The sequence below is a fragment of the Cobetia sp. BL01 genome (genome assembly GCF_056493605.1).
On sequence record NZ_JBVBEE010000003.1, the window covers coordinates 143192 to 156060 of the forward strand.

General features: G+C 60.9%; 7 protein-coding genes. 6 read left to right on the forward strand and 1 reads right to left on the reverse strand.

Translation table 11 applies throughout. From position 1 onward, the window contains the following. The first annotated feature begins 65 nt into the window (after window positions 1-65). The 3 genes from ACZYGA_RS06980 to ACZYGA_RS06990 all read left to right on the forward strand — a co-directional run bounded on the left by ACZYGA_RS06980 (window position 66) and on the right by ACZYGA_RS06990 (window position 6550). On the forward strand, window positions 66-2087 hold the full coding sequence (locus ACZYGA_RS06980) for a BCCT family transporter (protein ID WP_077376546.1): 2022 nt from the start codon (window positions 66-68) through the stop codon (window positions 2085-2087). Window positions 2088-2515: 428 nt separating this feature from the next. Next, window positions 2516-4246: a BCCT family transporter gene (locus tag ACZYGA_RS06985; RefSeq protein WP_479398696.1), complete on the forward strand. Its 1731-nt coding sequence runs from the start codon at window positions 2516-2518 to the stop codon at window positions 4244-4246. A gap of 636 nt (window positions 4247-4882) precedes the next feature. Beyond that, window positions 4883-6550, forward strand: coding sequence for an AMP-binding protein (locus ACZYGA_RS06990; RefSeq protein WP_404625501.1), 1668 nt, complete (start codon window positions 4883-4885; stop codon window positions 6548-6550). 169 nt (window positions 6551-6719) lie between these two features. On the opposite strand, the gene ACZYGA_RS06995 is transcribed toward ACZYGA_RS06990, so the two are convergent. After that, on the reverse strand, window positions 6720-7967 hold the full coding sequence (locus ACZYGA_RS06995; RefSeq protein ID WP_417286255.1) for a dicarboxylate/amino acid:cation symporter: 1248 nt from the start codon (window positions 7965-7967) through the stop codon (window positions 6720-6722). A gap of 768 nt (window positions 7968-8735) precedes the next feature. On the opposite strand from ACZYGA_RS06995, the gene ACZYGA_RS07000 reads away from it, so the two are divergent. The 3 genes from ACZYGA_RS07000 (at window position 8736) to ACZYGA_RS07010 (ending at window position 12864) form a co-directional block, all read left to right on the forward strand. Next, window positions 8736-9938 (forward strand): thiamine pyrophosphate-dependent dehydrogenase E1 component subunit alpha, encoded by a 1203-nt coding sequence (locus ACZYGA_RS07000; RefSeq protein WP_404625679.1) that lies wholly within the window; start codon window positions 8736-8738, stop codon window positions 9936-9938. An 83-nt stretch (window positions 9939-10021) separates the two neighbouring features. Next, window positions 10022-10990 (forward strand): alpha-ketoacid dehydrogenase subunit beta, encoded by a 969-nt coding sequence (locus tag ACZYGA_RS07005; RefSeq protein WP_084209720.1) that lies wholly within the window; start codon window positions 10022-10024, stop codon window positions 10988-10990. A 146-nt stretch (window positions 10991-11136) separates the two neighbouring features. Then, on the forward strand, window positions 11137-12864 hold the full coding sequence (locus ACZYGA_RS07010) for a dihydrolipoyllysine-residue acetyltransferase (RefSeq protein WP_479398697.1): 1728 nt from the start codon (window positions 11137-11139) through the stop codon (window positions 12862-12864). Window positions 12865-12869 lie beyond the last annotated feature (5 nt).

Sequence of the window (12869 nt, forward strand, 5' to 3'; positions counted from 1 at the left end):
TTGAGGCGGCCAGGGGACATCAAGTGCCCACGCTGTCTCGCCAATACACCCACTAGGAAATGCCCATGCGTTCAACCCCTGCTGCGGGTGGTGGAGAGCCCGGCAAGGAGTCTCGTTCAGGCCTGTTTGCCAAGGTCAATCCGCCAGTCTTCTTCTGCGCCAACGCCATCATCCTGCTATTGGTGATCTTCACGGCAGTGTTCTCGGACACGGCCATGTCGGTATTTGACTCGGTCCAGCATTGGATCACCAATACCGTCAGCTGGTTCTATATCCTGTGTGTCGCGATCGTTCTCATTTCCGTGATCTATGTCGGTTTCTCGCGCCACGGCGAGATTCGTCTTGGTCCGGATCACTCGCTGCCGGACTACAGCAACGTCACCTGGTTCGCGATGTTGTTCTCGGCTGGCATGGGCATCGGACTGATGTTCTTCGGTGTCGCCGAACCGGTGATGCATTTCCTGAATCCGCCGACCGGAACCCCTGAAGAGGTGGAGACCGCGCGCGAAGCGATGAAGCTGACCTTCTTCCACTGGGGGCTTCACGCCTGGTCCATCTATGCCATCGTCGCGCTGATTCTGGCCTACTTCAGTTATCGCCATGAACTGCCGCTGACGTTGCGCAGCGCGCTGTATCCGTTGATTGGTGAGCGTATCCATGGGCCGATCGGCCATGCGGTGGACATCTTCGCCATCGTCGGCACCGTCTGCGGGGTTGCCACCACGCTGGGCTACGGCGTGGCACAGGTCAACGCCGGGCTCTCGCACCTGACCGGCATGCCCAACAATGACTGGACCCAGGTGGCGATCATCGTCGTGATCACCGGCCTTGCGACCATCTCGGTGGTGACCGGGCTCGACAAGGGCATCCGCATCCTGTCCGAGGTCAATCTCGGGCTTGCCGTCGTGCTGTTGCTGTTCGTGTTGCTGCTCGGACCGACTGCCTTCCTGCTCAAGGCCTTCGTGCAGAATTCCGGTTTCTACATGGCCGATATCGTCGGCAAGACCTTCGAACTCTATGCCTATGAGCCCAACGACTGGATCGGTGGCTGGACGCTGCTGTACTGGGGTTGGTGGATGTCCTGGTCTCCGTTCGTCGGCATGTTCATCGCGCGTGTCTCGCGCGGTCGTACCATCCGGGAGTTCGTGATCGGCGTGCTGTTCGTGCCGGCCGGCTTCACTCTGCTGTGGATGACCATCTTCGGCAACACGGCCATCTCGATGATCATGGAGCAGAACGTCACGGCGCTGGTCGATACCGTCAACGACAACTATTCGCTGGCCCTGTTCACCTTCCTCGAGCAGCTGCCGCTGGCGTCCATCACCTCGGTGATCGCGCTGGTGATGGTCATCGTGTTCTTCGTGACATCCGCGGATTCCGGCTCGATGGTGGTCGACATGCTGGCCTCCGGCGGGCGGGAAGATACCCCGACCTGGCAGCGTATCTACTGGGCCTTCGCGGTGGGCATTCTGGCGATCGTCCTGATGCTGGCCGGTGGGCTGGGCGCACTGCAGACGGCCACCATCGCCACTGCCTTGCCGTTCGGGATGATCCTGCTGGCGTCGATCTTCGGGCTGCTGCGCCAGCTCAATCTCGAGTCCGTCAAGCGGCGTTCACTGTCCGTCAACACGGCAGCGGCGACCCCGATGGGCGAGAAGGGCAACTGGCGCAAGCGTGCCCAGCACCTGATGAGCTTCCCGACGCGCGCCATGGTGCGGGGGTTCCTGCGCGGTACCGTCGCGCAGGGCATGCAGGAGCTGGCGGAAGAGCTGCGTGGTCAGGGGCTGGAGGTGGAAGTCACCATCAGTCGTGATCGCGTCTACTTCAATGCGCGCCATGGCGAGGAAGATGACTTCATCTACGGCGTGCGCATTCGCTCCCACCTGCGTCCGGACCTCAATCTGGATCAGGAAGACGAGGGCGATGAAGAGGATTACTGTCGTGCCGAGGTCTTCCTCAAGGAAGGCGGCCAGTCCTATGATCTGATGGGCTACAGCAAGGACCAGGTGATCAATGATCTGCTCGAACAGTACGAGCGCCATATGCACTACCTGCACCAGCTGCGCCTGACCCAGTCTGCCGGCTGACAGCGAGTCTCTGCGGGAGACCGTCAGACCCCAAGCCCCCGTGAGTTGACTCGCGGGGGCTTTTGTCTGTCTGGATGAGCCGGACTGGATAGTGCATCTGTCGAGAGACCGTGACCTGAGGCCTCGTCTTCTCAGCTCAGGCATTAGCTCTGCTTATCCAGGCGACGTCGAGATCTTATTTGTCTCGCGAGCGGGGGCCCTCTAGCATGGATTCTCCCCACAAAGTCGCATACCGGCGGGGGCCAGATGACATGCCGTGGTGGTTTCTCCTGCCAGGGTTCTCGCCCATGACTGACCGAAGGTGAACGCGATCTGCCCGCAATGTCGCCATGACGCCTGAGGTTCCCTGAGCCCCAGTATCCGCTGTCATGAACAACGATACCGGTGTCATGAAAAACGATAATAACAACCCGTCACGAGGTAGAAACATGCTGAAAGGAAAGGAACTGGATGCACTGATCGAGCAGCGAGGTGTCTTGAAGGGACTCAACTCGACGCTCGGTATCACCGCGATCACCATGACCGTGTTCTTCATTCTCTATGCGATTCTGTTGGGCAAGACGGCCAGCGATCAGTTTCTGGGCATCAAGTCCTGGATAGAGAGCACCCTGGGCTGGTACTACGTGCTGGTCATGTTCTCGACCTTCGTGGTCTGTCTTTACGTGATGTGTTCGCGTGTCGGCAAGATCCGGCTGGGGCGCGATGATGAACGTCTGGAGTTCAGCAATTTTGCCTGGTTCTCGATGCTGTTCGGCTGCGGTACCGGCGCGGGCATGCTGTTCTTCTCGATGTCCGAGCCCATGATCCACTTCGCGAGTGACTGGAGCGGGGGCAATCCGTTTCTGAGTGCTGACATCAAGGCGGCCGTCGCCGTCTTCTTCGAGGCCAAGCAGGCAGCCTTGGCGAGTGGGCTCATGCCGGGGGACGAAGGCTTCCCGGTGCCAGACAGCCGCGTCGCGGAAGCGGCGGCCGGTGGCATCAAGCTCACCGTCTTCCACTGGGGTACGATCGCCTGGGCCATGTATGCCATCGTCGGACTGTCACTGGCCTATTTCGCCTTTCGCAAGGGCCTGCCGCTCTCGATGCGCTCGGCCCTCTATCCGCTGATCGGCAACCGTATCTACGGACCCATCGGACATACCGTCGACATCCTGACCGTGTTCGGCACCATTTTCGGCATCGCCACCACGCTCGGCCTGGGCGTCGAGCAGATCGGCTCCGGCCTGATGTCACTGGGCCTCATCGAAGAGAAGTCGCGGATGGTGACCGTGGTCTCCATCCTGCTGATCAGCGCCATCGCCACTCTGTCAGCGACCAGCGGCGTGGCACGTGGCATCAAGCTGCTTTCCACCTTCAATACCTGGGTATGCCTCGGCATCCTTGCCTACTTCCTGCTGGTGAGCGATGCCAACTATCTGATCGCGAGCTCCATCACCGCGCTCGGGGATTACCTCACCGATGGCGTCTCGATGACACTGTGGACGGCGCGCACGCCGGACGAGCGCATCTGGCAGGGCGGCTGGACCATCTTCTACTGGGGCTGGTGGATCGCCTGGGCCGGATTCGTCGGCATGTTCATTGCCCGCATCTCGCGCGGCCGAACTATCCGTGAATTCATTCTCGGGGTGATGGTGATCCCCTCCATCGTGGCGCTGGTCTGGTTTGGCGTCATCGGCTCGGCGGGCATCTATCAGTCCCTGTACGGGGCCGACATGGGCATCTATACGGCTGCGGTCACCAACTGGGACTACGCCGGAACCCTCTACCACTCGTTCGAGGTGCTCACGCCCGGCATCGCCGCGACCGTAGCCAAGGTGGCGGCGCTGCTCGTGGTGATCATCTTCTTCGTCACGTCTGCGGATTCCGGCACCCTGGTGCTGGGACGCCTGTTGGCCTTCGGTCGTCCTCCGGTTCAGCAACGCATCATCTGGGGCATGATGCTGGGCGCCGTGACCTTGATCCTGCTGTTGCTGGGGGGAGATCAAGCGCTCAAGTCCTTGCAGGCTGCCTCGATCGCCGGCGCCTTGCCGTTCACCTTCGTGTTGATCGCCATGATGATCGGGTTGTTGAAATCGCTGCGCGAGGACGGCGAATCGATGATCGAGAACGAAGAGCATATCCGCAAGATGATCGAGAACGAGGTCCGCGACCTCTCTTGAGTTGCCTGTTCCTGACGTGCGCGCCAGACGTGTGCGTCCGGTGTGCAAGACATGAGGCCTCTGCCCCCTGGGCAGGGGCCTCGTTGTTTCTTGTGTTTAGGTGAGAAGGCGAGGTCTCGCTCATCCATGTCAGCGATTTTCCGGCTTTAGGTCAGGGCTGTTTCCTCCCTGGGCTCAGGGCTGTTTCCTCCTTGGGCTCAGGGCTGTTTCCCTGCTCCAGAGCCAGCCTGCGCATGTCACCAAGGTCGCAAGGTAATATCAAACGTACGTATGTTCCAATGCTGGCAGGTCCATCGATTCCGCCAACGGCGCGCAGCATGGGTTTGCGGCTATGCTGTCGAAAGTGAAGAGCCCACAGGCTGACACCCACCCGACGGAGCCCCAGCAGCGCCTCACCACGATGTCTTACGACGTAGTCGCGCGACGACGTTTTACAACAACGTCTTACAACAACAAGGTAGCGGGGGCAGTGACGCCGAGCGCCCCACGTACTGTTCAAGGAGCAACGCCATGCATGATCCCCTAGCGGCTCGACCCGATGAGTCAGGCAAGTCCACTAACGACGTGACTACAGATCCTTCCCACGTGGCAGATGCCTCGCCCGACGCTTCGAGAGCACAGCCAACGACAGGCGACATGAGCGGCATGTCGTGCCTGCGCTCCTCGCGGGAAGTGGACTTCACCGGCCTTGATTCCCTGATGGACATGTTCGAGAACGCCTGTCGCACCCACGCCCAGCGGCCGGCCTTCACTTGCATGGACCGCACCATGAGCTTTGAAGAGCTCGAAACTTCCAGTCGCCAGCTGGCGGACTGGTTCCAGCACGAGACCGATCTCAAGCCGGGCGATCGGGTCGCCATCCAGTTGCCCAATACCTTGATGTTCCCGGTGGTGGCCTTCGCCGTTATTCGTGCGGGGCTGGTGCTGGTCAATACCAATCCGCTGTATACCGAGCGCGAGATGGAGCATCAGTTCAATGACTCCGGCGCACGGGCGTTGGTGGTGCTGGCCAACATGGCCGACAAGGTGGAGCGGGTACGCGAGCGTACCGGCCTTGAGTACGTGCTGGTCTGCGAACTGGGCGACATGCATCCACCGCTCAAGCGCCTGTTGATCAATGCCGTGGTCAAGCACGTCAAGAAGCTGGTGCCGAGTTATCGCTTGCCGGATGCCATCCCGCTGCGTCAGGCCATCTCGCAGGGCAAGGCCGAGCGTTGGGAGCGGCCGACACTGGCACTCGATGATGTCGCCGTCCTGCAATACACCGGAGGCACCACAGGCGTCGCAAGGGGGGCGATGCTCACCCATCGCAACCTGCTGGCCAACATGCTGCAGGGCAAGATGGCGCTGACCCAGGGGCTCTCGGCCGGGAATGAGACGCTGGTGGCACCTCTGCCGCTCTATCACATCTATGCCTTCACCATTCATCTGGCCTGCATGCTCAGCGAGGGCAATCATTCATTGCTGATTCCCAATCCGCGGGACATTCCGGGCTTCGTGAAGACGCTGCAAAAGCATGACTTCACCATGTTCGTGGGGCTCAACACCTTGTTCGTGGCGTTGTGCAACAATCCCGGCTTCCAGGCACTGGATTTCTCTAAGCTCAAGATCACCACCTCGGGAGGCGTGGCGCTGACGCGCAAGGCGGCTGAAGAGTGGAAGCGGGTCACCGGCAGTGATATCTCCGAAGGCTACGGCATGACCGAGACCTCGCCGATCGTGTCGTTCAATCCGTTGGACGCCATCCAGCTGGGCACCATCGGGTGTCCGATGCCCTCGACGGAGGTGCGTCTCTACGATGAAGAGGGCGAGCTTGTCGCGATGGGAGAGCCCGGTGAGCTGTGCGTGAAGGGGCCGCAGGTGATGAAGGGATATTGGCAGCGTGAGCAGGCGACCAAGGATAGCTTCACTGCCGATGGCTTCCTGCGCACCGGTGACATCGCGGTCTTCCAGGACGATGGCTATATGCGCATCGTCGATCGCAAGAAGGACATGATCATCGTCTCCGGCTTCAACGTCTATCCCAACGAGGTCGAGGATGTGATCGTGCGGCATCCGGATGTCCTGGAGGCCGCTGCGGTATCGGTTCTTGATGAACGTAGCGGGGAAGCCATCAAGCTATATGTGGTACTCAAGGACGGTGCGGAGCTTGAGGCGGATGCGCTGAGAGACTGGTCGCGCAAGGAGCTGGCCAGTTACAAGGTGCCACGCCATGTGGTGTTCATCGATGACCTGCCCAAGACCAATGTCGGCAAGGTGCTGAGGCGCGAGCTGCGCGATTCCCCGCCGGAGGCGACAGCCTGAGAGGAAATGGCGAGAGACTCCTGACGAAACAAGAAGCCCCGCTCGATGAGCGGGGCTTCTTCGTGTCAGCCACTGATCGTACGGCTGGGGTGTTTCATGAGTGGCATGTCCTATGTGACATGTCACCTGAGCCATCGGACGAAAGACGTCGCAAGCACTCCTGGTGGCGTCACTGCTTGTGCGGCGCGTTGTAGATCTCCAGATCCAGTTCCTTCTCGGACTTGCCGACGAGGGTGGTGACCATCAGGTCGCCCGCGACGTTGACGGTGGTGCGCGCCATGTCGAGGATGCGGTCGATGCCGGCGATCACGGCGATCGCTTCCAGCGGTAGACCCACCTGGCTGAGCACGATGGAGAGCATGATCAGCCCGGCGCCGGGAACGCCCGCCGTGCCGATGGAGGCCAGGGTACCGGTCAGCACGATCATGCCGTAATCCATCATCGACAGCTCGATTCCGGTCATCTGCGCGATGAACAGCGCCACGACACCCTGATAGATGGCGGTACCGTCCATGTTGATGGTGGCGCCTACCGGCAGCACGAAGCCAGACACGCCTTCCGTGACGCCCAGATTCTTCTGGGCACAGCGAATCGAGATCGGCAGGGTGCCGGAGCTTGAGGCCGAGGAGAACGCCACGACCAGCGCATCGACGATGCCGCGCAGATAGCGCATCGGGTTCAGCTTGCCCAGTGTCGCCAACAGGCCGGAGTAGACCACCAGCACATGCACGATGCTCGCCAGATACGCCACGGCGATGACCTTGGCCAGCGGCAGCAGCACATCCATGCCGTAGTTGCCGGAGACATGTGCCATCAGGCCGAAGACCCCGAACGGGGCGAAGGCCATCACGAACTCGGTCAGCTTGTACATCACTTCCGCGAAGCTGTCGAAGACACGCACGACCGGTTCGCCCTTGTCGCCGATCATGATCAGCGAGACGCCGATCCCGATGGCGAAGACGATGATCTGCATGATGTTGCCATTGGCAAGCGCATCAATGGGGTTGCTGGGCACCAGATCCACCAGGATCTGCACCAGAGACGGTGCTTCCTTGGTTTCCATGGCCTTGTCGAAGCTGAATTCGAAACCGGCACCCGGCTGGAAGATGGCAGACGCCAGCATGCCGATGGCAATCGCGAAGGCCGTGGTCAGCAGGTAAAGCGCGATGGTCTTACCACCGATGCGTCCCATCTTCTGAGGGTCACGCATCGAGGTGATACCGACGACGAGGGTGCTGAATACCAGAGGTACGATCAGCATCTTGATGGCATTGATGAAGATATCGCCCAGCGGCTTGAAGACACTGGCGTTCTCACCCATGAGAGCGCCGGCAAGGATACCCAGCGCCAGGCCACCGAGGATCTTCTGCCATAGCGGCAGGCGGCGCCAGAGATTGGGACGTGAAGTGTCACTCATGTGGTTGTCCTTATTCGAGGTCGCGATCTCGATCGCTCATTGCACACAGGAGAACCCGAGCGCTGCTTGATAGGGGGTGTCGCAAGTTGAGGCACCGTTTTAGTGCGGGAAGATTACCAGTCCACCTGAGTGCTCCCCTTGCATCTTTAGTCGTAATTTTGCGGTCCCATTGCAGGATTCTGCGTTTCCATACCAATCCTGCATAAGCTCATGCCGCGAATCGTTCCACCAAAGATGTAGCGCTCAGGCAGTACTATTCACTGCAATCACCTATCTTTTACGTTAACGTCAACTTTCTAGCGCTGGCTGGACAACCTCGACTACGCTGACAGCAACGAGGCATGACGGAAACCACGTCGCATCGGCGATTGCCGGAGAGCGTATTGCATCGCGAGTCCTCCTCGCAGCGCTTCTCTCTGCATTCCCGGGGTGGCTCAGCCAGACCATCTGCCTGCTCGCTCTCAAAAGGAGCGGGCGGGGGCCTCAGGCACCTGATCGGTAAAGAGGATGATGCGCATGTCCCATACAAGAACCACCGGCTCCTGCAAGGGCGATGGCTCCACCAGTGAGCCCGCCACTCGTGAACAGGCCCCCGCGGCCGCCTCTACATCGTCTGCGAGTGCAGCCAGGGCCTCAGCCTCGGACGCAGTGAAGGCTGACACGATGGCGTCGGGCTCTGAACCGACCGCACATCCCGAGTTGACGTCACTTCCCACTTCCCGGCAGTTGGCGCCTGAAACCGCGAACGTCCTGCATCGCATCGCCTTCATGACCGGCGATGAGCTCTGCATTCCTCTCTTCCAGCGTCTGCGCCAGGATGGCTCGCTGCATGAGGGGGGGAAAGAGGTCAGTCTCACGCGCGAGAAAGCGCTCAGGATCTATCACACCATGCTGTTCATCCGGGTATTGGATGAGCGCATGCTGGCTGCCCAGCGTCAGGGGCGTCTGAGCTTCTATATGCAATGCACGGGTGAGGAAGCCACGGTGATCGGCAGTGCGGCCGCGCTGCAGGATGACGACATGATCATGGCCCAGTATCGCGAGCAGGGCGCATTGGCGTGGCGTGGGTTCAGCTGTGACGAATTCATGAATCAGATGTTCGGCAATGAACGCGACTACGGCAAGGGACGCCAGATGCCGATCCACTACGGCTCGCGTGATCTGAACTACATGACCATCTCATCGCCGCTGGCGACCCAGATTCCCCAGGCGACCGGCTACGCCTATGGTCAGAAGCTGGCGGGCAAGGGGCAATGCACCATTACCATCTTCGGAGAGGGTGCCGCGTCGGAAGGGGATTTCCATGCGGCCCTCAACATGGCCTCGGTGCATCGTGTGCCGTGCATCTTCCTGTGCCGCAACAATGGCTACGCGATCTCCACACCCTCCTGCGAGCAATTCGCTGCAGATGGCATCGCGCCGCGCGCCTTCGGTTATCACATGCAGTGCATCCGCGTGGATGGCAACGATGTGATTGCCGTCTACGAAGCCACCCAGGCGGCGCGCAAGATCGCCGTCGAGACGAATCAGCCGGTATTGATCGAGGCGATGACCTATCGCCTGGCCGCGCATTCCTCCTCTGATGACCCCTCGGGCTATCGCAGCAAGAAGGAAGAGGCCATCTGGCGCGACAAGGATCCCATCCTGCGCATGCGACACTGGCTTGAGGCCCAGGGCTGGTGGAGCGAGGAGGAGGAGAAGGCTACCGGCGATCAACTGCGCCGAGAGGTGCTCGAGTCGATGAAGCGCGCCGAGAAACTGGCTCCGCCTCCGCTGGAGAGTCTGATCACTGATGTCTATGACACGCCGCCCCCCTTGCTGGAAGCGCAGATGGAAGACCTCAAGCAGCATATCCGCAAATACCCGCATGCCTATCCCAAGGGGGCCAGCAGCATGGGGTTCAGTGCCGATGAGATCGAGCAGAGCCGCAAGGCCCATCAGCAGCGTCAGCAGGGAGGCCAGCCGGCATGAGCGATTCGACTCCGACCACTGCCCGTCACGACGTCACTCCCGCATCGGGTGAGACAGCCGGCGCGAGCTCAGGCAAGAAGCAGATGAACATGCTGCAGGCCATCAACAACGCGCTGGACATCGCGATGGCGGCCAACCCTCAGGTGGTGCTGTTCGGTGAGGACGTCGGCGTATTCGGCGGTGTCTTCCGTGCCACCAGTCATCTGCAGGACAAGTACGGCCGTGAGCGTTGCTTCAATACGCCCTTGACGGAACAGGGGATCATCGGCTTCGCCAATGGACTGGCGGCGCAGGGCTCGACCCCGGTCGCCGAGATCCAGTTCGCCGACTACATCTTCCCGGCGTTCGACCAGATCGTGAACGAGGCGGCCAAGTTCCGTTACCGCTCCGGGGATCTCTTCAATGTCGGCGGACTGACCATTCGAACTCCCTATGGCGGGGGCATTGCCGGCGGGCTCTACCACTCCCAGTCACCTGAAGCCTATTTTGCGCATACCCCCGGGCTCAAGATCGTGATCCCGCGCAACCCCCATCAGGCGAAAGGTCTGCTGCTGGCGGCGATCCGTGACCCCAATCCCGTGCTGTTCATGGAACCCAAGCGTCTCTATCGCGCTTCCGTGGGCGAGGTGCCGGAAGCGGATTATGAGCTGCCGCTGGGCGTCGCCGAGGTCATCCGTGAAGGCCGTGACATCACGCTTCTGGGCTGGGGAGCCCAGATGGAGGTCATCGAGAAGGCGGCCGCATTGGCCGAACAGGACGGTATCGACTGCGAGGTGATCGACCTGCGCAGCATTCTGCCCTGGGATTTCGAGACCGTATGTCAATCCGTGCTCAAGACGGGTCGCCTGGTGGTCAGTCATGAAGCACCGCTGACGGGAGGTTTCGCCAGCGAGATAGCGGCAACCGTGCAAGAGCGTTGCTTCCTGTATCTGGAAGCGCCCATACGTCGCGTCACCGGTCTGGACACACCGTTCCCGCTGGTGCTCGAGAAGGAGCACCTGCCGGACGAGCTCAAGATATACGAAGCCATCAAGCAGAGCCTGAATTACTGAGCCCGAATGATGGAGCTCGAATGACTGAGCCTGAATGACTGAGCACGGACCTGGAATTGCTGACGGAGGCTCGATGATGTCGAGACCGCTCATGTCCAGGTGACGGCTTGTGTTTACGTGATGAGTTGCAGGGAGTGACGTGTGCCATGAATGATTTCATCCTGCCCGATATCGGCGAGGGGATCGTCGAGTGCGAGCTGGTCAAGTGGTTGATCAAGGAAGGCGATGTGATCGAGGAAGATCAGGCGGTCGCCGAGGTAATGACGGACAAGGCATTGGTGGAAATTCCCGCGCCCCACGCAGGCACCGTGGTTCGTCTGTATTGTCGGGAGGGCGAGATTGCCCGGGTGCATGCACCGCTGTTTGCGGTGGATGAGGCGGGTGAGTCGGATGGGAAGGGTGGGGCAGGTGAAGCAGGTGGGGCAGATGGACAAGTAGCGCCGTCTGGCGATCACGCCCCGTCCGGAGCGAAGGCGCCGGGCGCCGACAGCGCGGATCAGGCCGCTGGAGAGGCTGTCAGTGAACGACGTTCGCGTGATTTCATCCTCCCGGACATCGGGGAAGGCATCGTCGAATGTGAGGTGGTCACCTGGCATGTGGCCGAGGGTGACAAGGTCGAGGAAGACCAGACGATCGTCGATGTGATGACAGACAAGGCGCTGGTCGAGATCACGGCCTCCGAGCCCGGGCGAATCGTGCGCTTCCATTACGCTCAGGGGGAGAACGCCCGTGTCCATACCCCCTTGTACGCTTATGTGCCTGACAGCGATGACACGGCCGACGAGGCATCTGGCGTGGCGCACGAGGCAGTCAAGGAGGCAGGGATGGCGACGGCTGCAGCACAGCACGCTCCGTCTGCCTGTGCCTCAGGCATGTCCCCGGCCCAGGCGCGCATTCCTGCCACACCGGCGGTTCGTCGTCTGCTGCGCGAGCATGCGCTGGACATCAGCGCCATTGCGGGCTCTGGTCGCAACGGCCGGGTATTGAAAGAGGATGTGCTCGTCTATCTCGCGCGTGATTCCGTGGCTGCTGGTACGTCAGATCGCCCGACAGCATCTCCTGCAGATCAACGCCATCGGGACGTGGCCCCCGCGGCTGCGGTGTCCCCCGATGTGGCGGTGGCCGAGCCGGTGGCGTGCGAGTCGCACGAGCCACGTGCAGCGCGGCTGGAAGCCAGGCAGGTCCCCCTCAAGGGCGTGGCGGCCGTCATGGCCCGACGCATGGTGCAATCCAGCACCCAGATCCCCCATTTCCATTACGGAGATGAGCTCGATGTGACGGAGCTGCTCGCGCTGCGCGTGCGTCTCAAGTCACGGGCCGACAAGGAGGGGACTCGCCTGACGCTGATGCCCTTCATCATGAAGGCGATGGCATTGGCGGTGCTTGAAGAGCCGATTCTCAATGCAAGTCTCAGTGACGATGAAAGCCAGGTGCTCTATCACGCAAGCTGCAATATCGGCATGGCTGTCGATGGTGCCGCCGGCCTGATGGTGCCCAACGTCAAGGGCGTCGAACGGCTGAGCATCCTCGAGATCGCGCGCGAGGTAGCCAGACTGACCGAGGCGGCACGCAATGGTCGTGTCCCGCAGGCGGATCTTAAGGGTGGCACGCTGTCGATCTCCAACATTGGTGCTCTGGGCGGCACCTATGCGGCCCCGATCATCAATCAGCCCGAGGTCGCCATCGTGGCCCTCGGTCGTACCCAGCGGCTGCCGCGCTTCGATGTCGATGGCAATGTCTGCGCGCGCGACATCATGACGATCACCTGGGCCGGGGATCACCGCATCATTGATGGCGGTACCATCGCTCGCTTCAGCAATCTGTGGAAGCACTATCTGGAGCATCCGGATGAGATGCTGCTGTCGCTGGCATGACGGGG

Excerpts from the sequence above, each read along its gene's own strand:
- ACZYGA_RS06980 (WP_077376546.1), top strand. The coding sequence starts at position 66 with ATGCGTTCAACCCCTGCTGCGGGTGGTGGAGAGCCCGGCAAGGAGTCT.
- ACZYGA_RS06985 (WP_479398696.1), top strand. The coding sequence starts at position 2,516 with ATGCTGAAAGGAAAGGAACTGGATGCACTGATCGAGCAGCGAGGTGTC.
- ACZYGA_RS06990 (WP_404625501.1), top strand. The coding sequence starts at position 4,883 with ATGAGCGGCATGTCGTGCCTGCGCTCCTCGCGGGAAGTGGACTTCACC.
- ACZYGA_RS06995 (WP_417286255.1), bottom strand. The coding sequence starts at position 7,967 with ATGAGTGACACTTCACGTCCCAATCTCTGGCGCCGCCTGCCGCTATGG.
- ACZYGA_RS07000 (WP_404625679.1), top strand. The coding sequence starts at position 8,736 with ATGACCGGCGATGAGCTCTGCATTCCTCTCTTCCAGCGTCTGCGCCAG.
- ACZYGA_RS07005 (WP_084209720.1), top strand. The coding sequence starts at position 10,022 with ATGAACATGCTGCAGGCCATCAACAACGCGCTGGACATCGCGATGGCG.
- ACZYGA_RS07010 (WP_479398697.1), top strand. The coding sequence starts at position 11,137 with ATGAATGATTTCATCCTGCCCGATATCGGCGAGGGGATCGTCGAGTGC.